At 34.3% G+C, this 20,825-nt stretch carries 23 protein-coding genes, 1 tRNA gene, 1 other RNA gene and 2 pseudogenes; 19 read left to right on the forward strand and 8 right to left on the reverse strand.

From position 1 onward, the window contains the following. Window positions 1-35: 35 nt before the first annotated feature. From OOK89_RS02665 to rplU, 5 genes and pseudogenes are all read right to left on the reverse strand, one after another. Window positions 36-719 carry a TenA family protein gene (locus OOK89_RS02665; protein ID WP_038249063.1) on the reverse strand — a complete coding sequence of 228 codons (684 nt, stop codon included), beginning with the start codon at window positions 717-719 and terminating at the stop codon, window positions 36-38. A gap of 126 nt (window positions 720-845) precedes the next feature. Next, window positions 846-2,017, reverse strand: a pseudogene (metK, locus tag OOK89_RS02670) (methionine adenosyltransferase). A gap of 57 nt (window positions 2,018-2,074) precedes the next feature. Continuing rightward, window positions 2,075-2,151, reverse strand: a tRNA-Ile gene (locus tag OOK89_RS02675). Window positions 2,152-2,160: 9 nt separating this feature from the next. After that, window positions 2,161-2,430 (reverse strand): 50S ribosomal protein L27, encoded by a 270-nt coding sequence (gene rpmA / locus OOK89_RS02680; protein WP_006279564.1) that lies wholly within the window; start codon window positions 2,428-2,430, stop codon window positions 2,161-2,163. A 10-nt stretch (window positions 2,431-2,440) separates the two neighbouring features. After that, window positions 2,441-2,743, reverse strand: coding sequence for a 50S ribosomal protein L21 (gene rplU, locus OOK89_RS02685; protein WP_006279565.1), 303 nt, complete (start codon window positions 2,741-2,743; stop codon window positions 2,441-2,443). 219 nt (window positions 2,744-2,962) lie between these two features. Between rplU and OOK89_RS06515 the strand changes: the two genes are divergently transcribed. Continuing rightward, window positions 2,963-3,220 carry a toluene-4-monooxygenase system B family protein gene (locus OOK89_RS06515; protein WP_264719248.1) on the forward strand — a complete coding sequence of 86 codons (258 nt, stop codon included), beginning with the start codon at window positions 2,963-2,965 and terminating at the stop codon, window positions 3,218-3,220. 642 nt (window positions 3,221-3,862) lie between these two features. Here the strand turns inward: OOK89_RS06515 and glmU are convergent. Continuing rightward, window positions 3,863-5,155: a bifunctional UDP-N-acetylglucosamine diphosphorylase/glucosamine-1-phosphate N-acetyltransferase GlmU gene (gene glmU, locus OOK89_RS02695; protein ID WP_264719250.1), complete on the reverse strand. Its 1,293-nt coding sequence runs from the start codon at window positions 5,153-5,155 to the stop codon at window positions 3,863-3,865. Further along, entirely contained in the window at window positions 5,156-6,199 is a 1,044-nt protein-coding gene (gene pheS / locus OOK89_RS02700; RefSeq protein ID WP_077188521.1) for a phenylalanine--tRNA ligase subunit alpha, read from the reverse strand. It abuts the gene before it with no gap. 146 nt (window positions 6,200-6,345) lie between these two features. Between pheS and OOK89_RS02705 the strand changes: the two genes are divergently transcribed. The 18 genes from OOK89_RS02705 (at window position 6,346) to OOK89_RS02790 (ending at window position 19,951) form a co-directional block, all read left to right on the forward strand. Further along, window positions 6,346-8,076, forward strand: a complete 1,731-nt coding sequence (locus OOK89_RS02705; RefSeq protein ID WP_006280251.1) for a hypothetical protein — start codon at window positions 6,346-6,348, stop codon at window positions 8,074-8,076. A gap of 181 nt (window positions 8,077-8,257) precedes the next feature. After that, window positions 8,258-8,854, forward strand: a complete 597-nt coding sequence (locus OOK89_RS02710) for a riboflavin synthase (RefSeq protein ID WP_151808045.1) — start codon at window positions 8,258-8,260, stop codon at window positions 8,852-8,854. 57 nt (window positions 8,855-8,911) lie between these two features. Then, complete coding sequence (locus tag OOK89_RS02715) at window positions 8,912-9,502, forward strand: CvpA family protein (protein WP_015588828.1); 591 nt, start codon at window positions 8,912-8,914, stop codon at window positions 9,500-9,502. Between the two features lie 124 nt (window positions 9,503-9,626). Then, window positions 9,627-9,956: a transfer-messenger RNA gene (gene ssrA, locus OOK89_RS02720) on the forward strand. A 23-nt stretch (window positions 9,957-9,979) separates the two neighbouring features. Next, window positions 9,980-10,417, forward strand: a complete 438-nt coding sequence (locus OOK89_RS02725) for a ClpXP protease specificity-enhancing factor SspB (RefSeq protein ID WP_264719253.1) — start codon at window positions 9,980-9,982, stop codon at window positions 10,415-10,417. A gap of 200 nt (window positions 10,418-10,617) precedes the next feature. Continuing rightward, a complete protein-coding gene (locus OOK89_RS02730; protein ID WP_006279413.1) occupies window positions 10,618-10,836 on the forward strand; it encodes a hypothetical protein in 219 nt (72 codons plus the stop codon). Window positions 10,837-10,903: 67 nt separating this feature from the next. Beyond that, window positions 10,904-11,110 carry a type II toxin-antitoxin system RelE family toxin gene (locus tag OOK89_RS02735; protein ID WP_231115925.1) on the forward strand — a complete coding sequence of 69 codons (207 nt, stop codon included), beginning with the start codon at window positions 10,904-10,906 and terminating at the stop codon, window positions 11,108-11,110. A 110-nt stretch (window positions 11,111-11,220) separates the two neighbouring features. Next, entirely contained in the window at window positions 11,221-11,442 is a 222-nt protein-coding gene (locus OOK89_RS02740) for a hypothetical protein (RefSeq protein ID WP_095742622.1), read from the forward strand. After that, complete coding sequence (locus tag OOK89_RS02745) at window positions 11,423-11,734, forward strand: type II toxin-antitoxin system RelE family toxin (RefSeq protein ID WP_010962380.1); 312 nt, start codon at window positions 11,423-11,425, stop codon at window positions 11,732-11,734. The genes OOK89_RS02740 and OOK89_RS02745 overlap by 20 nt, the downstream gene beginning before the upstream one ends. An 83-nt stretch (window positions 11,735-11,817) precedes the next feature. Continuing rightward, a complete protein-coding gene (locus OOK89_RS02750) occupies window positions 11,818-12,039 on the forward strand; it encodes a hypothetical protein (protein ID WP_006279415.1) in 222 nt (73 codons plus the stop codon). Further along, complete coding sequence (locus OOK89_RS02755; protein ID WP_264719254.1) at window positions 12,030-12,305, forward strand: type II toxin-antitoxin system RelE family toxin; 276 nt, start codon at window positions 12,030-12,032, stop codon at window positions 12,303-12,305. The genes OOK89_RS02750 and OOK89_RS02755 overlap by 10 nt, the downstream gene beginning before the upstream one ends. A gap of 172 nt (window positions 12,306-12,477) precedes the next feature. Beyond that, window positions 12,478-12,753 carry a YggT family protein gene (locus tag OOK89_RS02760; RefSeq protein ID WP_264719255.1) on the forward strand — a complete coding sequence of 92 codons (276 nt, stop codon included), beginning with the start codon at window positions 12,478-12,480 and terminating at the stop codon, window positions 12,751-12,753. 4 nt (window positions 12,754-12,757) lie between these two features. Further along, complete coding sequence (locus tag OOK89_RS02765) at window positions 12,758-14,872, forward strand: FtsK/SpoIIIE family DNA translocase (protein WP_264719256.1); 2,115 nt, start codon at window positions 12,758-12,760, stop codon at window positions 14,870-14,872. 181 nt (window positions 14,873-15,053) lie between these two features. Continuing rightward, a complete protein-coding gene (locus OOK89_RS02770; RefSeq protein ID WP_264719257.1) occupies window positions 15,054-15,911 on the forward strand; it encodes an Rpn family recombination-promoting nuclease/putative transposase in 858 nt (285 codons plus the stop codon). Window positions 15,912-16,107: 196 nt separating this feature from the next. Then, entirely contained in the window at window positions 16,108-16,632 is a 525-nt protein-coding gene (locus tag OOK89_RS02775) for a hypothetical protein (RefSeq protein WP_264719258.1), read from the forward strand. A 163-nt stretch (window positions 16,633-16,795) separates the two neighbouring features. Beyond that, a complete protein-coding gene (locus OOK89_RS02780) occupies window positions 16,796-17,416 on the forward strand; it encodes a TRP75-related protein (protein WP_264719259.1) in 621 nt (206 codons plus the stop codon). 25 nt (window positions 17,417-17,441) lie between these two features. Further along, window positions 17,442-18,722 (forward strand): flavodoxin-dependent (E)-4-hydroxy-3-methylbut-2-enyl-diphosphate synthase, encoded by a 1,281-nt coding sequence (gene ispG, locus OOK89_RS02785; protein ID WP_264719260.1) that lies wholly within the window; start codon window positions 17,442-17,444, stop codon window positions 18,720-18,722. Between the two features lie 396 nt (window positions 18,723-19,118). Further along, window positions 19,119-19,951, forward strand: a protein-coding gene (locus OOK89_RS02790; RefSeq protein WP_264718686.1) for an IS5 family transposase whose coding sequence is annotated in 2 segments (ribosomal slippage) — window positions 19,119-19,485 and window positions 19,485-19,951 — 834 coding nt in all. Because the reading frame shifts where the segments join, the coding sequence is not laid out codon by codon here. Here the strand turns inward: OOK89_RS02790 and OOK89_RS06605 are convergent. Further along, window positions 19,912-20,794: pseudogene (locus OOK89_RS06605) on the reverse strand (IS3 family transposase); the annotation flags it as partial. The gene OOK89_RS02790 and the pseudogene OOK89_RS06605 sit on opposite strands and share 40 nt — an antisense overlap. Between the last annotated feature and the right edge of the window lie 31 nt (window positions 20,795-20,825).

Below are 20,825 nucleotides of genomic sequence, written 5' to 3' on the forward strand. Positions count from 1 at the left end.
CGATAAAAGATCAAGTTAACGTAAATAATCCGCTGCTAATATTCTTTGCTAGATATATTAGAGTAATATGCCTCATCCCAAAACATTATTTCTAATTCCAGCCCTTTCTTAAAAAACTCATACATCCTCTTTTTTTCACAGTCACTAGCTTTTTTATATAGCTTATTTGTAATATCAGTAACCTCATCAATTACAGCATTTACTGTTTCGCTACTATAAATGTTGATCCACTCTTTGTATTTGTTATTTTTAACCCCTTTAGTTGTTATCTCATTTACCATATGGCGTATAACGATTTGGTATATGTTAAAGCAAGAATAAGATGCTACTAAAGCTTCATTAACAGAATTGTGATATGCGGCACTCATGAAAAAGTCAGTAAAGGCAGAACAAGCTCTTGACTTTTTGTGATCATCAGATAGATCACAATCTTCAAAATATTTTTTATACTGTTCTCGAACATAAAATGCTCCTTGTGCCAAATTGATTAAACTACTCATCATTTCAATATCATCAACTCTAGCTGCAACAATTAAAAAAGCACGAGCGCAATCTATACAATACAGAAAATCCTGCTGAAGGTAGAATTTGAATTTTTCATAATCTAATGTATTATTTATCAATTCAACATTAAAAGGGTGTTCTTTTATTTTATCAATAAGATCAGAAAACTCTTTTACAATTACGTTGTACAGTTCTCCTTCTATTTCGTTATACACTTTATAAGCCTCACAATAAAAATTGAATATAAAAATTATTACTAATGTGGTATAATTATTATGAAAAAGCGTGCTATGCTTTAACAATAAGCTAGTATATAAATATGGGGCTGTAAATCAAAAATTTTAGCAATCTAAAGAAATTTTACTATTACCTTCTATATTGAATTCTCTACAAAGATCAGCAGATAAGTCCATGTTTTCCCAAGAAAATCCACCGTCCCTTTCCGACTGTTTACCAAAATGTCCATAACAGGCTGTACGTTTATATATAGGATGATTAAGCGATAAATGCTTGATTATGCCTTTTGTTGATAAATCTATATTATTCTCGATAAACTTTTTAATTACTCTTTCCTCTACCTTATTCGCACCAAATGTATCAATATAGAATGAAGTAGGTTTTGATACACCAATTGCATAAGAAAGCTGCACAAGACAACGTTCAGCCAAACCTGCAAAGACAATATTTTTAGCAAGATATCTTGCCATATAAGCCGCAGATCTATCAACTTTGGTTGCATCTTTTCCGGAAAACGCTCCTCCACCGTGTGGAATATAACCTCCATAAGTATCAACCATAATTTTTCGTCCGGTTAATCCACAATCACTAACCGGTCCACCAATAACAAATCTACCAGTTGGATTGACTAAGAGATTTTCCTCAGGACACATCCATCCTTCAGGTAAAGATGAAACTATGTAAGGGTAAATTATTTCTTTTACTTTTGATTGATCCAAATCCTCAGGGTGCTGTATTGAGACAATAATACTTTCAGCACGTACCGGGAGGTTATTCTCATATGCCAAAGTGATTTGTGACTTTGCATCTGGACCAAGTTTTGCTTCTTTAACTGCGCTCATGATATTTTTCAGAATCGAGTGTGCATAAAAAATGGGTGCCGGCATAAGGTTTTTTGTCTCTGTTGTTGCATAGCCATACATTATGCCCTGATCTCCAGCACCTTGATCCAACCCTATTGCAATGTCATTTGATTGCTCATGTAGCAATATATTTACTTTCACTTTTCTCCAGTGGAACCCATCGTGCTCGTAACCAATATCTTTTATTGTATTCCGTACAATACTTTCAATCCTGCTATTTTTGATGTTAGGCCCAAACACTTCCCCAGCTATAATAACGTTATCTTTGGTGACTAAAGTCTCTATTGCGCTCGCGCAAAAGGATCAGTAAAAAGGTACTCATCAAGTATTGCATCTGAAATTTGATCTGCTACTTTATCTGGATGACCAGCCGCCACTGATTCACTGGTTACTAAATTTTTATATAAACTCATGTTTTTGCTTATACAATATCAAAACCGCTATAGAAAACACAGTTAGTAACTACTAAATGGTGGGTCTGGGAAGAGTTGAACCTCCGACCTCACGCTTATCAGGCGTGCGCTCTAACCACCTGAGCTACAGACCCATGATTTATTCAAGCTGAAGCTTTCATATTATCTGTAGGCACGATATCAATAAAAGTCTTTTTATTTGCTGATCTTCTAAAGCTGACCCAGCCTTCTATTTTAGCAAAAATCGTATGATCTTTACCTATACCAACATTCTTTCCAGGATGGAATTTTGTGCCTCTTTGGCGCACAATTATGTTACCAGGAATAACCTTCCCATTCTTCTTTATTCCTAACCTACGACCCGCTGAATCTCTACCATTACAGGAACTACCACCTGATTTTTTAGTTGCCATATCTTACCTCTTACTTTTGAAGACTAATTTCATTTATACGAAGAACAGTTATATACTGCCTATGACCAGTTTTCCTACGGTAATTTTTTCTTCTTTTCTTCTTAAAGATTATAATTTTTTCCCCCCTGCACTGCTCCAACACTTCAGCTTTAACAGTAGCATTAGATGAATAAGATAAGCCATTATTTGAAATACAAATCACCTTATTGATTTCCACCTCTTTTTTTTCTTCAGCTTCTAACTTCTCTACCTTTATTATACTACCTTCTTTTACTAAATATTGCTTTCCACCAGTCTCAATTACTGCAAACATGATAAATATAAATTATTGTTATTAACTTTAATCGTAAACGATGTCATATACGCTGTCAATATAAATAAAAAGCATGACTTAACGTTCTTTTTGAGCTACTAAAATACTTCTATCTGTTTTCATCTTTTATCTACCTTTTCTCAGACAGTAGACTTCTTGCATAACCTAAGCAGAAAAAAGGCAAATAGTTATTATAGCTCTAAGTTTACCGACACCGTCATGCAAGTAGCCCCTTCTCCTGTCATCCGAGTAGCTGACACTGGTTTACCTTATGATGATGTCATGAAAGTAGCTGACACTGGAATCCAGCCTTTTCATCCAAGACGGCAGCGCCTCCTTCTTCTGTTATCCCAGTGCCCAGACACTGGGATCCAGGAAAGTTTGCTTGTGAGCAAGCAAACTAGCATAGAAAGTGGTTACAACATTTTCGATGAGATTATATGGAAAACTGGATCCCAGTGTCAAGCACTGGAATGACATCATAGAGGCACTGGAATGACATCATAGGGGCTCGGGTGACAAAAAAAGGAGCACTGGAATGACACCTTCCTGCCCAATTCATGTTGCTATAAATATTAAGAAATTTACCAAGCGAAAAAAAAGGCAAAAGAAGCCCCGTGGTTATTGTCCGCTTTAAAATATTGGCGTTTTTTATGTTTTAAACGCTTGACAAGCGAAATTCAGCTGCTTTTAATTGCAACTAACCTACGCTGCAAATGTTTAAGAAATTTACTAAGCAGAAAAAAAGACAAAGGACCCCCGAGTTAGCTAGTCTTTTACTATCTCTGTCGAGTATTGGCATTTTTTGATGTCTTGTAACGCTTTATAAGCGCGTTCAGCTTATTTAGATAAAAATCTAGATGTAGATGAAGTTTTGTAAAGACATACAGTATCTATATACTGCAAAAAATTAAACATAAGACGCCGATACATTAAGTAATCCTTACCTTTTAATCTGCAGATTGGCGAAAGCAAATACAATAGCTTCACTGTTATGATAAGGGGGCTGGCGGAGTTTGTCAAGGAAGTTTTTTTGTTTCTATTCCCAATAAAAGTTTGTTATATGGTTATGCAAGAAGTCTAATATTAAAAATGACACAACAACATAATTAAATTAGACTACTTTATTCTCTTAGTTACTTGCTTTTCTCTTGCTATTGCAAGGCTTTTTTCTGGTACATCCTCAACTATAACACTACCTGCTGCAATTACAGATTCATCATGAATATTAAGCGGCGCAATTAGTGAGCTATTGGCGCCAACAAAGCAATTGCTCCCTATATTCGTTTCATGTTTATTTTTCCCATCATAATTACAAACAATAGTGCCTGCTCCTATATTACTCTCCTGCCCTACTTTAGCATTTCCTATATAACTTAAGTGTTTTATTCTAGTGTTTTGACCAACTTCACTTGTTTTCACTTCCACAAAATTTCCTATTTTTGCCTTATTACCAATTGTTGTGTTTCCGCGTATTCTGGTAAATGGACCGACCTCAGCATTACTTTTAATTAAGCAATTTTCTAAATGCGAAAATGGCAGTATTTTCGCACCAGACTCTATTTTCACTCCAGTACCGAAAAAAACATATGGGTAAATAACTGAATCTCTGGCAATTTGCGTATCAAGAGAAAAGAAAACAGTCTCTGGTGCAACAAGCGTTACTCCGGAGTCGGTAAAAATTTTTCTTTTATTTTCTTGAAAGTAAAACTCAGCTTTTATAAGGTCATTTCTGTTATTTATTCCCGTTGCTTCTTCTCCACCCGTAATAACGTAACCGACATTTAAATTACTCTTCACTGCAATGGAAACTATATCGGTCAAATAATATTCATGAGTTGAGCTATTGCACTCTATTTTCTCCACCAATTCACGTAAATTCTTTGCATATGCAACCATTATTCCAGCATTGGCAAGAAACTCTTCATGATTATTTTTATCACTCTTTGCTTCTACGATTTCTCTTAAGGAACCATTCTCAATGATTAACCTACCATATTCTTTATTGCTTGCCCTAAAACCTAGGCAAGCTAGAGCCTTGCCTTCTAAATAACTAATCATTTTAGTTATTGTGCTGCTTTTTATGAGCGGAGTATCCCCATACTGCACAACAACTATGCTTGAATCTGGCAATTCTCTTAGGTTTCTCATCGCAGTTTTGACCGCATCTCCCGTGCCAAGTGTTAATTCTTGTGTAATTAACTGTATATCCTTAAAGCACTTTAGTCTTTCAATTAAAGGCAGATCAACTACAACAGCAATATTTTCAGGATTTAACTGTTTTGCATTGTAAATGACATGCTGAAGCATGGAAAAATTGCCTATTTCGTGCAGAACCTTAGGCAAATCTGAATTCATCCGCCTGCCATGCCCGGCAGCAAGTATGATAAAAGTATGAGCTTTATTTATCACTTATCTTAAAGATGAAAAATGAAAACCATAATGATCAAGCCAACTGATTTTGTTATCGTAAAAGCTTCTTAGGTCGCTGATTTGATATTTTAGCATCGCAAGCCTTTCTATACCAATGCCAAACGCAAAACCGTTGTATTTAGTATGGTCTATTCCAACATTTTGAAAGACATTTGGATGCACCATACCACATCCAAGCACTTCTATCCATTTACTACCTTTATAACTTATGTCCACTTCCGCAGAGGGTTCAGTAAAAGGAAAAAAACTATTACGAAAACGTATCTTCAGCCCTTTATCTCCAAAAAACTTATTAAGGAAGTGATGAATAGTAAATTTTAACTGGCCCATATTGACGTTTTCATCGACATATAACCCTTCTATCTGGTGAAACATAGGAGTATGAGTTGCATCAAAGTCATTTCTGTATACCCTACCAGGGGCTACTATTTTAATTGGGAATTTTTTTGTTTTTTCCATGGTTCTAATCTGTACAGATGAAGTGTGAGTGCGCAGTACCATTCTTTTATCGTTTATTTTATTCTTTAAGTAGAAGGTATCTTGCTCCTCTCGCGCAGGATGATGACTTGGAGTATTCAGTGCATCAAATACATGAAATTCATCTTCAATATCAGGGCCATCAACTGCTTTAAAACCCATATGTGCAAAAATAAGCTTTACTTCATTTATAACCTTACTGAGTGGATGGACCTTGCCCATTTTTTCTGGTCTAACGGGCAACGTGATATCAACCGCCTCGTTCTGCAATTTAAAGTTAACTTCTTCTGTTTTTAGCACATTTTCCCTATTCATGATAAGATGATCTATCTTATCACGTAAAGCGTTAATAACTGCGCCTAAATCACGCTTTTTCTCTGCATTTTCTATCTTTTTTAAGTTATCAAAATACGCTCTAACTACACCCTTTTTTCCCAAATATAATAGCCTAACTTTTTCTAAATCTTGCAAAGAAGAAGCATTCTCAATTTCGGAAACTGCTTTATCTTCAAGTGAAAGTATGTCATCTAATAACTCTTTATTCATCTTAAAAACGCTGGCTTAAACTTTCATTATAGTGAAATTTTAAATATCATCAACAATCCGAAAAATTGCCCTATTCTGATTATTAATTTATTGACTAATTAATCTTTTTTATTTACCTTTGCGTTGATGAATTTGCTGTATCAACTATGCACAACAGTAATACTGAAACTAAGAATAAGTATAAAATAGAGGATTTACCTAAGCTCTTTAAGGAAAAATCCAGAAACATAAGTAAAGCATTTTCTAGCGAAACAATTAAGATCAGTACTATTCGCTCGAGAAGTATTGAAAGTAATATACAAGAATTTTCATTTGAGCTAACAGCAACAGATAAAGACACCTTTAATATAAGGTTATTTCGAATAAACTCTTTAATTAATTTTTTCAAAATCTGCCTTTCCCGGGAAAAAAATTTTACAGCAAACATAAAAGTGCCCAAAGAAAGCAGTGAACTATATAATAACTACTGTAAAACTAACAGTTATAAAACTGTAAAAGAATTCGTAAATAATGCTCCGCCTCAAATCCTTCTGCAGGGCACAACGATAACGCTACAAACAGACGTTGAAAACATTAACCTGGACAACTTGCACCAAATCGAGTTATTTCTAAATGAAAAGCTACAACATGCAGAAAAAACTGAAAATGAAGACAAAAAAGAACAGAGTGAAGCTAACCAAAAAAATGCACAAAATAGACAAATCGTACCAGTTACAGGCTCATTTGGCTTCGATGTAACAAATAATGGAAAACAAGTTACACGCGCTTCGATAGCAGTTGCTGTAATGCATGAAAACGTTTTCTGGTTTAGATCTTTTTTCTGTCTGCCCAATCTTTTTAATACGTCACAATTCTTTTCCCAACAATTGCCAAAATTTTCTATACAGAGCAACAATATACTATTTGGTGTCATTCCAGCGCTTGACCAGGAAAAAAGAAACATGGATCCAAGTAGTCAAGCTACTCGGATGACAGGGGGTAGTATAGAAAATCCAATACCTCAAGAAGCAGAACAGAATGTAGGTCAAACTACTTCGCACACAGAGTATTTTAAGGCTAACAGAAAAAAGAAGTCAAAAAAGCAGACCAAAGAACTATCAGAGAAAGAAAAACCATTAGCCATAAAACAAGCACAAAATGATGCTAGAGTAGCTATGATAGATAACCAAATTGAGCACAGGGGGAAAAAACTCGATAAAATATTTATTGAAGTGATGAGTGGATACAAAAATCAAGATCCAGAAACATTTTGCAATATTTTCAGCTCAGTATTCAATATTGTTTACTTTCAAGATAAACAATTACATGCAATATTAGAGCCAGGCGAAATATCAGAAGTATTACAGATACTCGAAAGGCCACAACCTCTTAGTAACTCACTTTTAGGTAAAGAATATTTACAAAAACAAGTATATAGAAAAAAAGAGCAATTGCTTAAATTAGTTTCAGGTGTTTATATACAACAACCTTCTCCACAACATGAAAATACTCCTCATAAATCTACAAACCCTTTACCAATTAAAGATCTTTCACCAGCAACAAATGAAGCTAAAACTCTACCACCTACTAACATTACACTCAAATCACCGTTAAAAACTGTATTTTCCTCAAAAAAGGCTTATTTTTGTCTATTTATAATATTAGCATCTGCATCAACACTTTGCTTATGGCATTTTCCATTAGGAAAAGTGTCAATGTTAAAAGGATTAGTGCCACCAGAAAAAAGGGAAAGTATTGGGTTAGCATTGAACATAGGGTTGCCAATATTAATCGCGCTGTGTATTTTGAATTTAGCTCGCTTTATATATTCTGAATATTCTATAGAATCTATTAAGCAAGTAAGTGAAAACGATCCCCTTTCTCGCGCCTATAGCTAGTGCAGGCTCAGTTTTCCTACGTCATACCGTCACGGTATCTCTAGATCCCGCTAACACGTAGCGGGATGACGAATTTGTCGTTTTTTAAATTGTCGGTAAACCAGAATTACTTTAACTATAACAAAATAGAAATAAGTTGTTGTAAAAAATTTTTCATGGTAAAATTATTTATTTTCACCATATGTTTAAAGGAATTATCACGGATATCGGGACTATAACTGATACTACCACTCACTCCAACTCTGATCAAATTTTCCATATCAAGACACAAAATTTATCCTCTATAAATAAAGGAGATTCAATAGCTTGCTCTGGTGTGTGTTTAACTGTTGTTGATATAATGAGCGATATATTTACAGTCCAAGCATCTCAAGAAACTATGAAGGTTGCTAACTTAAATACGTGGAGAATAGGAAAAAAAATAAATCTCGAACAAGCAATGAGATTAAGCGATAAGATCGATGGCCACCTGGTTCAGGGTCATGTTGATGGGATAGTAAAATTTTTAACAATTAATCAAAATTTAGATTCTCATGAAATCAAACTATCGTGCCCACAAGAATTAATTAAATTTGTTGCAAAAAAAAGCTCCGTTACACTAGATGGGGTTTCCCTCACAGTGAATTCAGTTATTAATCAGGAATTTACAGTAAATATCACTCCCTATACATGGGAAAATACAACTTTTCAGTACAACAAAGTAAATGATTATTTGAATTTAGAAATTGACATGATCGCTAGGTATTTAGATCAATTGATGCAGCATAAATACAATTAATTTTACAACCTTGTTATTTACAACTATTATATCTTGAAAACCATATAGATATAAAACATGCTTTTCGATAGCCTAATTATCTTCATTGTTGTTCTATGCGTAATAATCTCGGTAACTAGAGGCTTTATAAAAGAGCTATGCGCACTAATGTTTCTATTTTTATCGGTCTTTCTGACAGCTAATCACTATGATTTTTTCACTCCAAATTATAGTAAATATTTTGATTCTAAAGTTACACTAAACATACTTTCTACAATCTCTGTATTTATTATACTTAATCTTATATTCATGATAATAAATAACTGGCTAATGTACATATTATTACCCATAAGGTTGGGGTTTATCGATAGAGTTACTGGAATCTTTCTCGGAGTGCTTAAAGGAATATTGCTCTCTTATGTATTATTTTTTGCTGTGCACTTATATTGCTACACAGTATATGACAAAAAAGAGGGAGAGTATAAAATAGAAGCAGAAGACATATTGCCTAATTGGATAATAAATTCACACTCTTATCAGGCTTTATTTGTGACAGCAGAAGAAGTAATTGACATGTATGTACCAGAGTCGTTGATACTAAAAATAAAAGAGATCGGTGGAGAAATGGTTGATCAAGAAAAACCTAAAAACAATAAAAAAGAAGAGTAAATATTTATTTATAAATATTTTCATTGGGAGTATTCAAAAAGCCATATGTGTCAGGTTAAGAGCACAGAATTTTTTACTGGAAATATTAATTTTGTTTTAGCAATAAATCAACTTAAGGTCATAATATCTTGACATTTATTTAATGTTGCTATATAATAGCTATGTACATTTTGTGTACTATAGCAATAAAATTACCTTGTAATAGGTGTATTGGACCCGAGGGCAGTACTCGGCGCCTCCACCATGTTTTTTAATTATACGGGGGCGATTAAGGATCGACATGCATAGTAAAGATGGTAGCTTTGCTCGGTTAGACACCACCGCTAAGAGTTCATAATTTAAATGCAAACGATAATTTTGCTGCTGAAGAATATCGTGTTGCTGCTTAATTTAGCACAACCGGTTTATTACTAAAGCACGGTTTAGGGAACGCCGGGTAACAGAAGTTCCCCCAAAATTTACGTATGTGAAAGTTATATGGAGCAAACAGATTACAAAAAACTGCTTAATTCTGCTAAGTTTCAAGTTATCAAAAAGACTTTAGATGTTATATCAGGTAATGGTTTTATCCCTCACTTAGAAATATTATTTTTCACATATTTTAATGGTGTGACCATGCCAGATCGTTTGAAAAAGTCATACCCTACTCAAATGCTTATTATATTACAGCATCAATTCTATGATTTAAAAGTTTCTGAGGATAAATTTAGCGTCAGTTTGAGTTTTCAAGGAAAACAAGAGCGAATTACTATACCGTTTTTTGCTATTAGTGAGTTTCGTGATAAAATTTCAGGAGATGTTTTAATATTTGACAAAATCAGTGTCGACTCTGATAAAGAATACAAAAGTGAAAAATGTACTGAAAAACTATCAAACGGTAGTATTATATCCATAGATCAACTGCGTGATGAGTAACTGCTCATCTTTATAAACAAAAAATATTAATAGAAAAAAGTGGTCTAACTTAAGTAATAGAATAGAGGGTAGATAAATATGCTAAATCTTTAATTATTTATTAACGCAGGTGGCAAAATTTTTCTTACATATCATCAACTTCCTTTATTGAAAAATTCAGAAAAATGTTGTATAATTATTAGTAGACTTTGGTAAAACATATGACAGATTCAGGAATTAGTATAACTTTTGACCCAAAAACTTCACATAACCTTACTAAGTTAGCTGAAATCACCAAGGAATCCGTTCAAGAACTAGCAAAAAGGTTAGTCATCGAAGGAATCGAGTGCGAAGTAGAAGATATTGCGTTATATAAAACTATTAAGGAATGTGAGGATGTAGACTGGAATACAGTACTATCTGAAAGGGAGAGGACATAAACTGAAATACGATATTGTCTACTCAAAAAACTTTACTGAAAGAGATTTTCTAAATCTTCCAAAAACAATAAGATCAAGGATTACAAAAGCGATAAACGAGCGGCTTACAACTGATCCAATTAAATTTGGTAAACCATTACGTGGCAGGCTAAAAGGGTATAGAAGAATAAGGGTTAGTGATTATCGAATTATTTATACTGTAAATATTGCAAAACATAAGGTATTTGTTGCTACAGCAGGACATAGAGACACCATTTATGAGAAGGCTACTTGATAAACATTAAATATATTTTTATACAGCCCTCCTTCCTTCCTTCCTTCCTTTATTGAAAAATTAAAAAAAATGTTGTAAAATAGCTATAGTAGTAGACTTTGGTAAAACTTATGGTAAATTCAAAAGTTAGTGTAACTTTCAACCCAGAAACTTCGCAGCATCTTGTTGAACTAGCTAGAGCCACCAAGCAGTCTGTTCAAAAATTAACAGAAAAGCTAGTCAAGGAAGCAATCGAACTTGAAGCGGAAGATATTGCATTTTCCAAAATTATTAGGGAGTTAAATTCTGATGATGCAGAAGAAGTAGAGGATAGTGAAGACATCTGGAAATAAGCAATACACCATTAAATATCTAAAGCATGTTCTTAAAAGAAATTTGCCTTCCTTGCCGGAAGATGTAAAGCCAAGTATTAAAGATGCAATAAAAGAGTATCTTGAGACTGATCCTATTGGTAACGGTGTGTTGCTACGCAAGAGATTAAAGGAACATAGAAGAATAAAAGTTGCTGATGATTATCGTATTGTCTACCGTGTAAATACTGTAAAACGTATAGTAATTATTGTTTCAATAGGACACAGGGACAATATTTACAAGCAGGCAATATTGGACCTACTGAAACATTAAATATATTTTTATACACCACTCCTTTCTTTATTGAAAAATTAAAAAAAATGTTGTATAATTATTAGTGGACTTTGGTAAAACATATGGCAAATTCAGGCATTAACATAGCTCTTAGCGAAGAAACTTTAAAGCATCTTGCTGAATTATCTGAATTTACTAAACAGCCCGTTCAAGAATTAGCAGGAAAACTATTTAGAGAAGCAGTTGAGCTTGAAATGGAGGATTTTTTAGTATCTAAAATTTCTGATGAGCGTGATGTTGAAGGTGCAGAAACAGTTGATTTTGAAGATATTAAGTGGGATTAGAGCGTTACAAGGTTAAGTCTCTAAAGAGTGTTGTTGAAAAAGATTTACCAAACCTTCCAAAGATAATAAGGCTAAGAGTTCAAAAGGCTATAAAAGAACGTCTTACAGTTGACCCAATAAATTTTGGTGAACCACTACATCATAACTTAAAAGGATGTAGAAGGCTAAGAATTGGTGACTATCGTGTAATTTACAGAGTAAATCAATTAGATCATATAGTAACTATCACAGAGATAGGACATAGAGATGATATTTATAAGAAATAAATATCAACATTAATATATATTATACACCCCTCCTTCCTTGTCCATTCTCTACTTTAGGTGGCTTTGCGCAGCTCAAAAAATGAAGTTTTTTTTTGGTTCAGCAAAAACAACATTTTGAGTTTGAAAAGGCTAAATACTTGTCTTTTATATAACTTTCGTGTAATAGATATGTATGCATCCAATCATATATCTACTCAATACGTTACTTGATCTTTATAGCTTCATTCTAATATGTTGGGTTATCCTAAACTGGCTGATTAAACTTAATATGGTGAACATATATAATGAAACTGTCAGCAGCATAATGCACATCTTGAACCAATTGACATATCCACCACTAAAAATTATCAGAAGATACATACCACCGTTCAACGGATTAGATTTATCTATAATGATATTGCTAATAGCAATTCGCTTTGTACAATATACAATGAATTACTACTTTTAAGTAGATGCTAAAAAGATATCTAAAAGCAGCAGTATATCTATCACTCTTAATATATATATATATATCAGTTTTTAGCTACAACTATAAAGATCCTTCCTTAAACACAGCTACAAATGAGGAAGTGACAAATTTAGGTGGAATAGTAAGTTCATATTTAGCTGATATATTGGTTCAATTTCTTGGATTAACTAGTGTTACAATAGCTACAACCATAGTTTACTTGTTGATCTTCAGGCCATCAAAAAGGCTGCTAAAAATTCTCTATTTAATATTAATCAATTTAGGGATATGTGCTATACTACCACAACTTTCGCTAGGCATCACTGCAAGGTACAGACACAGTGGAATAATAGGGAATGCACTAATTAATAACTGCCCGTTTTATATATTTGTGATAGTAACATCAATAGGTCTTGTAGGATCTGTTGGTTGGAAGAGAACAATTTACTCTCTATTCTTCTTATGTAAAAAAATAGCTTGCTTATTTGTAAATGTTCCATTCTTCAGATCACATAAAACTACTGAGTATTCAATTGCACCATTAGTAGTAGAAGAAAAACATAGAACTAAAATCACTACTAAACAACAACCAAAAGAAAGACAGAAAAAAGCTACCGAGGAGGTTTTAAGTGAGTTTAAGTTTCCAAGTATCCATTTACTTTCTAAAGCAGAAGAGTCTTTGCAGAGAAAACAGCTAAATGAAATGGAGAGCAATAAAAATTTATCTCTGCTGGAACAAGTCCTGAGTGATTTTGGCGTGCAAGGAAAAATTATCAGTGTATGCTATGGGCCGGTTGTGACTTTGTACAAACTTGAACCACAAGCTGGCACGAAATCTGCAAGAGTAATTGGCCTTGCAGATGACATTGCACGTTCGATGAGTGCACTCTCTGCACGTATTTCAATAATTCGTGGGCAAAATGCTATGGGAATAGAGTTGCCGAACAAGGAACGGGAAATTGTAATGCTGCGTGATTTGCTTGAATCCCCAGAATACCAAAATGCAAACTTAAATCTCCCAATTGCGCTTGGCAAAGAAATAAGTGGAAAACCAGTTATTGCAGATCTAACTAAAATGCCCCACTTGCTCGTTGCTGGAACCACAGGGTCTGGTAAATCAGTTGCGATTAACACTATGATTCTTTCACTCGTTTATCGATTAAGTCCTGATGAATGTAAGATGATAATGATCGACCCAAAAATGCTTGAGCTTTCAATATATGATGCAATACCGCATCTAATAACGCCAGTGGTAACAGAGCCAAAAAAGGCTGTAGTCGCTCTTAAGTGGATAGTAAAAGAGATGGAAAATCGCTATCGCATGATGTCGTATTTGAATGTACGCAATGTAATAAACTATAACCAAAGAATCACAGAAGCGATGAATAGTGGAATAGAATTGGAGCGCGTTGTACAGATTGGCTTTAACTCAACAACAGGTAAGCCTTTGTTTGAAAAAATACCAATCAAGATGGAAATATTTCCGTATATTGTAGTGATCGTGGATGAAATGGCAGATTTGATGCTTGTTGCCGGCAAAGAAATAGAGTGCTCTATTCAACGCTTAGCTCAGATGGCTCGTGCTGCAGGAATACACATCATAATGGCAACACAACGCCCATCTGTGGATGTGATCACAGGTGTGATAAAGGCGAACTTTCCAACGAGAATCAGTTTTGCTGTTACTTCTAAGATAGATAGTCGCACAATACTCGGCGAACAAGGGGCTGAACAATTGCTTGGTATGGGTGATATGCTTTATATGGCCTCTGGTGGTAAGATTATTCGAATTCACGGCCCATTTGTGAGCGATGATGAGGTGCAAGATATAGTTGATCATCTGAAAATGCAAGGTGAGCCAAATTATATGGAGGAAATTACCAAAGAAGATGAAAATTCTTCTGTGGAATCAGAAGGTGAAACAGAGGATGAAGAAAACGACCTCTACAATCAAGCAGTGGCCATCATTCAAAGAGATCAAAAAGTTTCAACCAGTTACATTCAGCGACAACTTAGAATAGGCTATAACAGAGCTGCAAATATTGTTGAAAGAATGGAAAAAGAAGGTGTTGTCAGCGCTCCAAATTACTCAGGGAAGAGAGAGATATTAGTAGAATAACAGGGCTTCTGAGAACGTTCATGCGCGTTAAGTTAGGCCATAGATGGGTATCTTAAAATTTGCTGCAAATGCAACTTTCTTGGCTATCTTTTACAAAGTTAAAAGTTGTCTTCCTTAAAAATATAATTGAATAATTGTTAATAATAGTGTATAATTATTAATATTTTCAAGCATTCTTGCCATGGCTCTTTCTAAATTTCTCGATCCAAAGTTAGATTTAACATTTAAGAAAATCTTTGGTACTGAAAAAAATAAGAATATTCTTATCCATTTTTTAAATGATATTTTAGGATGTACTGAAGTCAATACTATACAAGAAGTAGAATTCTTAAGCACCATTATGGACCCTGAAATTGCCTCTGATAGACAAAGTATAGTTGATGTTCTTTGCAGGGATTCTAGTGGGTCAAGATATATAATTGAGATGCAGCTCGCTCGCGACAAGGGCTTTGAAAAGCGCGCACAACTCTATGCTGCTAAGGCTTACTCAAGGCAGGCTGATAAAAATTACATTAATTTAAAGAAGGTTTTCTTCATTGCTATTTCCAATGGTATGCTATTCCCTGAAGAGGTTGAGTATATTTCTACTCACAATATACGTAATATAAAAACCAACGGCCATTACTTAAAAGATTTTCAATTTGTCTTTATAGAATTACCTAAATTTTCAAAAAGCAGAGTGGAGGAACTAGAAAGCACAATAGAAAGGTGGTGCTTCTTTTTTAAGCATGCAGAAGAAACGACAGATGAAGATCTAAAGAAAATTGCAGAGGAATCACCAATAATAAAGCTAGCATACGATGAATTAGACAAGTTTCACTGGAGTGAAAAAGATCTCCTAGCTTATGAAGAAAGAGTGATGGATCTACAGAAAGAAGAAGCTATCCTTGAATACAGACTTGATCTTGCTGAAGAGAAAGGTGTACGGAAAGGAAAAATTGAAGTCGTAAAAGCAATGCTAGCTAATAATGTTGATGTCAACACTATTGTTAAGTTTACTGGCCTCTCCATGAGTGAGATCAAAGAATTGCAGAATTAAGTGTGAATGGTTATAAAAATACAATAAGCATTTTTCTTCATGTATTTCGTAAGTACCTTAATTTAAGTTTTCGCACTTTCAAAAAGCAAGTCAAACAAAATTATTAAAAAGTCAATACATAATGACAGTTAATTTAATAATAATTTAAACATTGGGAATGTAAAATTATAATATATTAATTAACTAGGGGGTTAAAATGGTAAAAGGAATTTTGTGCAATTGGTTAGGTGTAACAGAATTGCAAGAAAGTCAAAAAATCGATGCTGAGCAGTTTGAAAAAGTTTTTGGTGCATTAAAAGAATGGCAAGAAGCTCAAAAGATAGATGCTAAACAGTTTGAAGAGGTATTTAGTGCATTAAAAGAATGGCAAGAAGCTCAAAAGATAGATGCTGAGCAGTTTGAAAAAGTTTTTAGTGCATTAGAAGACAAGATTGGTACTGAGCAGTTTCAAGCTATGCAAGAGCACTTAAACGGCCTACAAGAAAAAGTGGAAACACTTGCAGAGGCAGTAGCAGATCAAGAAAAAACACTACTAATTTGTACCATAGCCACTGCTGTTGCCGTAATAGCGATAACTAGTTTTGTTGCATTCTGTATCTATCAGGGAGTTAAGTGTGAAAGGGAGAAAGAAAAGAACTTGTCTAAAGATACGCCAGACACAAAACTTAATGATAAAGTTGATACTCAAGTGCAACAGAATAGCTTATACACTCCAAACTAAGTTGTATAACACCTTCCTCTTCTCTTAGCCTATGTAGATTTTTTGATAGTAAACATATCACTTTTTAGAAAAATATTTGTATTGTAAAGTTAGTAAAGATTCTGGTTTACTTAAAGTTTGTTAATTGCTATCTTTTAAAACACGATATTTACTATAGCACCATATGCTTAGGATTTTTTCTAAAGTTTTGTTTATATTAATGTTTTTGGTTTCTAGCTTTTTTACTGTGCATAGTGCTGAAGCTAAATCTAAGCTCAGTAAGAGATACATACCTCCTGGTAACCCTGGTGGTGCAAGCTTTCATACAGATGAGGATTTTGCTGAGTCATATAAGCTATATGAAAAGCGTAGGGAATTGCTCAAGAAAAAAAAGTCACAAGATCGAGCTATAAATAAAGAAGATCTAATCAAAAAATTAAAAGAGAAAAAAATTGCTAGTCTTGATAATGAGCCAAATGACATGGAAGCTTGCATAGTCGACGATGAAGAGAGCACTATGATAAATCAGCATGGTATTAATATCGCACGTTTAAGGGGTGCTGTATTTATAGATCAAGAGCCAGTTTTCCAGTATGAAAATAAGCAGCATGAAAGTGAACAACAAGAAGAGAAGAAAGTTACTTCAACACGAGAAAAAAAAGTTTCTCCTATGAATATCACTATAAAAAAAACTCCATCAAGAAGAACATGCTCACATGATTCTATTGCTAATTTGGATAACGTAGATGCTTATAGTTTGAATGGTTCAAGTTCATTTGGCAGTGTAGCTGACACAGTAAAATAGTATCACAATATTGGCCATTAATAATATGCTAGATAAAGACCTGATATTGAATGATGATGCATATGAATTATTGCCGATTTCCAGGCACAAAACTCATGTTGTAGAAGTTGGAAAAGTAAAGATAGGTGGAAATAATCCTGTAGTTGTACAATCTATGGCGCTTGGTGTGCATATAGATTCTGATAATATAAAAAGTAGCGCAAAACATTATGCAAAAGAGATAACAGAACTAGCGCGTACAGGTTCAGAATTGGTGCGAATTGCCTTGAACTCAGAGGAGGTAGCAAGAGCAATACCTTATATAGTAGAAGAGATAAATAAAGAAGGTTTTGACGGTAAAATATTGGTAGGCTGTGGTCAGTATGAGCTAGATAAATTAGTTCAAGATTATCCAGACAACATCAAAATGCTGGGTAAAATTAGGATAAACCCAGGCAATATAGGTTTTGGCAACAAACGTGATGAGAAGTTTGAAAGGGTTATAGAGTATGCAATAATGCACGATCTTCCGGTTAGAATTGGGGTAAATTGGGGTAGTCTTGATAAATACCTTTTGCAAAAATTGATGGATGAAAACTCTTCGCTTAGTAATTCAAGGCCTTCTGATGTTATACTGCGCAAAGCACTTGTAATGTCTGCTCTTGATAGTGCAAAAAAAGCTGAAGAAATTGGTCTAAATTCAAACAAAATAATCATTTCATGTAAAGTTAGCAAAGTACAAGATTTAATTTTAGTTTATATGGCACTTGCAAAATCTTCCAATTATGCGCTGCATTTGGGTTTAACTGAGGCTGGTATGGGCAATAAAGGTGTGGTAAATACCGCAGCAGGGCTTACTTATTTATTGCAAAATGGCATTGGAGATACAATACGGGCTTCTTTGACTCAACGTCCTGGTGAATCGCGTACTAATGAAGTGGTGGTGTGTCAGGAAATATTGCAGTCTATAGGCTTGCGACACTTTAACCCTCAGGTTAATTCATGTCCTGGTTGTGGGCGCACGAGTAGCGATCGTTTTCGTATATTAACTGAAGAGGTGAATGGCTATATAAAAACTCATATGCCGATGTGGAAGAAAAAAAATCCAGGTGTAGAGCATATGAACATTGCTGTTATGGGATGCATAGTAAATGGTCCTGGAGAAAGCAAACACGCAAATTTGGGAATCAGCTTACCTGGATATGGAGAAAAACCTGTTTCAGCAGTCTACAAAAACGGCAAATATTTCAAAACTTTACAAGGTGATAATGTCTCTGAAGAATTTAAGGCAATTATTGATAATTATGTGAAGAAGCATTACACGTAACCTTTCACGGTTAATTAATAGATAAATCGCAAATAAAAAAGAAAATTAAACCTTGTTTTTCTTTTTTCGTTGGGAATGTTCAAAAAAGTGTGTCAAACCGAAAAAAAAGTAATAAATTGATATAAAAAAAATGGAGGTTTGACTGACCTTACCCAGAAAAAGTGGAGAGAAAGTTTGGAATGTTTTTCACAAAGAGAATGATGAATCAAAATGCTCAGGAATGCAATAGTTATAGCTCTTTTTACAATAATCCGAACAGACCGTAATATGCTACTGGCCTGCTATAGCCATAAACACATATCTTATCGCATTCGGACTATTATAAGAAAGGCTATAAGAGGTTGTCCACAAACCAAGGAATACGTAGTATATAAAGAAAGAATATTGAGGTAAGAGATGAGGAAAAAATATCCAACAGATTTAAGTAAAAGGGAGTGGGCAAGAATAGAAAAACACTTCAGAGTATCGTACAAGAAAGGAGGAAGGCCACCAAAATACAGTAAGTGTGAGATAGTAAATGCAATTCTTTATATACTGCGCACAGGATGTCAATGGCGCTATTTACCACACGATTTTCCGCCGTGGAAGGCTGTGCATGAACAGTTTAGAAGATGGAAAAAGCAGGGAATTTTTGAGAAAATGAACTATGATATCACTAAATATAGTAGGTCAAAAATGGGAAGAAATGAGGAGCCGAGCGCATGCATAGTGGACAGTCAATCGGTAAAAACCACGGAAAAAGGGGGGTCAAAGGTTATGATGGTGCGAAAAAGGTAAAGGGGAGAAAAAGACATATAATCACAGATACTCAAGGATTTGTGCTTGGTTGCTATGTAGGAGCTGCAAGCGAAAATGACAGAGATGGGGTGAAGATGGCATTGGACAATATGAAGGAAAAATACAGCAATATTAAGAAAATGTGGGCTGATATGGGATACCAAGGAAAAGATTTAAAGGATTACGTAAAGAGAGAATATGGGATAGATATTGAAATTGTCAAAAGGCCTCCATGTAGGTTTTGGGTGCATAAAGATACACCACTAGAACTATTGCCACAACGGGATCCTGGATTTTCAGTACAGCCGAGAAGGTGGGTGGTAGAGAGGACTTTTGCTTGGATCAATAGAAATAGAAGGCTATCAAAGGAGTACGATTTACTTACAACATCTACTGAAAGTTTCATATATCTGGCTATGAGTAAAGTTATGTTAAGTAGGGAATATGCTTGATTTACTGGTTTGTGGACAACCTCTAATAGTAGATTTTTGGCAGGTTTACGCTTGTTAACGGCCATTAATAAAGAGTCCATAACCAATTGTTTATTTATTGAACTGCTCATTAACTACCATGCGTGAATATAGATCGATTATTGTTGCCAAATATAGCCATCCTTCTTTGGTTTTTATATAAGTAATCCCATACTTTATTTGGTTGATCGACAATAAAGTTTTGGTCTAATATATTGGGAGCTACGACTCTACTGTCCGTTTGTTGTTTCTTAATTTTAAATTTTCTTCTCAATATAGCCTGAATACCATTTTTCTGCATAATACTTTGCACTGTTTTTAAGTTGCAACTTTTACCCAAAGCCTTCAATTCAGCATGAATTTTAGGAGCTCCATATCTACATTTAGAAACTTGATATATTTTTTGAATAGCTGCGAGTAGCTCTTTATTTGCTGATTCTCTACTGCTTATTTTTCTTGTGGTCCACTTATAGTAGCCACTAGCAGAAAATCCTACATAATTCCTGTACTTTATAGCAGTTACTATATAAAAAAATATTTTACTCTTTTTGACTGGCCAGGGCTTTTTTTTAAATGTCTCTTTCCCTTGTTACTCTTGCTTTGTAAATCAAACCTCTCTTTGTCGTAAGGAGCCATGTTACCTCTACCTGGAAATGCATCTGCTGCCGACTTTTTTTCGTTGTGTTTCTTTATCCATTTTCCTAATAAACCACCCTTTATTCCTAAATCCTTTGCTATTTTTGTAATTGTTTGACCTGCCTTTCTTTGTTCATTTGCCAGTTTAACAGCTTCCAATTTGAATTCTGCCGTATATTCTCTTGCCATTTCTAATCCTCCAAAATTTTATTTTACCCGA

The organism is Wolbachia endosymbiont (group A) of Lasioglossum morio (assembly GCF_947250585.1).
Lineage (GTDB): Bacteria > Pseudomonadota > Alphaproteobacteria > Rickettsiales > Anaplasmataceae > Wolbachia > Wolbachia pipientis.

Bases quoted from the DNA above. Each gene is read 5' to 3' on its own strand.
- rpmA (WP_006279564.1), bottom strand. From the start codon at position 2,430: ATGGCAACTAAAAAATCAGGTGGTAGTTCCTGTAATGGTAGAGATTCA.
- rplU (WP_006279565.1), bottom strand. From the start codon at position 2,743: ATGTTTGCAGTAATTGAGACTGGTGGAAAGCAATATTTAGTAAAAGAA.
- OOK89_RS06515 (WP_264719248.1), top strand. From the start codon at position 2,963: ATGCAAGTAGCCCCTTCTCCTGTCATCCGAGTAGCTGACACTGGTTTA.
- pheS (WP_077188521.1), bottom strand. From the start codon at position 6,199: ATGAATAAAGAGTTATTAGATGACATACTTTCACTTGAAGATAAAGCA.
- OOK89_RS02705 (WP_006280251.1), top strand. From the start codon at position 6,346: ATGCACAACAGTAATACTGAAACTAAGAATAAGTATAAAATAGAGGAT.
- OOK89_RS02710 (WP_151808045.1), top strand. From the start codon at position 8,258: ATGTTTAAAGGAATTATCACGGATATCGGGACTATAACTGATACTACC.
- OOK89_RS02715 (WP_015588828.1), top strand. From the start codon at position 8,912: ATGCTTTTCGATAGCCTAATTATCTTCATTGTTGTTCTATGCGTAATA.
- OOK89_RS02725 (WP_264719253.1), top strand. From the start codon at position 9,980: ATGGAGCAAACAGATTACAAAAAACTGCTTAATTCTGCTAAGTTTCAA.
- OOK89_RS02730 (WP_006279413.1), top strand. From the start codon at position 10,618: ATGACAGATTCAGGAATTAGTATAACTTTTGACCCAAAAACTTCACAT.
- OOK89_RS02740 (WP_095742622.1), top strand. From the start codon at position 11,221: ATGGTAAATTCAAAAGTTAGTGTAACTTTCAACCCAGAAACTTCGCAG.
- OOK89_RS02750 (WP_006279415.1), top strand. From the start codon at position 11,818: ATGGCAAATTCAGGCATTAACATAGCTCTTAGCGAAGAAACTTTAAAG.
- OOK89_RS02760 (WP_264719255.1), top strand. From the start codon at position 12,478: ATGCATCCAATCATATATCTACTCAATACGTTACTTGATCTTTATAGC.
- OOK89_RS02765 (WP_264719256.1), top strand. From the start codon at position 12,758: ATGCTAAAAAGATATCTAAAAGCAGCAGTATATCTATCACTCTTAATA.
- OOK89_RS02770 (WP_264719257.1), top strand. From the start codon at position 15,054: ATGGCTCTTTCTAAATTTCTCGATCCAAAGTTAGATTTAACATTTAAG.
- OOK89_RS02775 (WP_264719258.1), top strand. From the start codon at position 16,108: ATGGTAAAAGGAATTTTGTGCAATTGGTTAGGTGTAACAGAATTGCAA.
- OOK89_RS02780 (WP_264719259.1), top strand. From the start codon at position 16,796: ATGCTTAGGATTTTTTCTAAAGTTTTGTTTATATTAATGTTTTTGGTT.
- ispG (WP_264719260.1), top strand. From the start codon at position 17,442: ATGCTAGATAAAGACCTGATATTGAATGATGATGCATATGAATTATTG.